Raw genomic sequence first — 275 nt, forward strand, 5'->3', positions numbered from 1 at the left:
GGTCTTATTTCTTGGAAAGCTCCTGCAGGTGGAGGTACTACCGATTATGCCGTGGAAATCTTCTACGAAGCGGTAGAAAAAGGCGAATACCAATGTTTTATTTCGGAAAATACGGCTATGCCTATGCTCTATATGGACGATGCTATAAACGCCACTATAAAACTAATGCAAGAACCTGCAGAAAACATCAGTGTTTGGGGCTCTTATAATCTAGGAGGTATGTCTTTTACACCTGCAGAACTAACAAATGAAATTAAAAAAGTAATGCCTAATTT

Annotated in this window: 1 pseudogene; it reads left to right on the forward strand. The window is 38.9% G+C overall.

Annotated features, from left to right (window positions below):
• Positions 1-275, forward strand: a pseudogene (locus F1003_RS15745) (NAD-dependent epimerase); the annotation flags it as partial.

This window comes from Winogradskyella ouciana (genome assembly GCF_009709615.1).
In the GTDB taxonomy this organism is placed as follows: domain Bacteria; phylum Bacteroidota; class Bacteroidia; order Flavobacteriales; family Flavobacteriaceae; genus Winogradskyella; species Winogradskyella ouciana.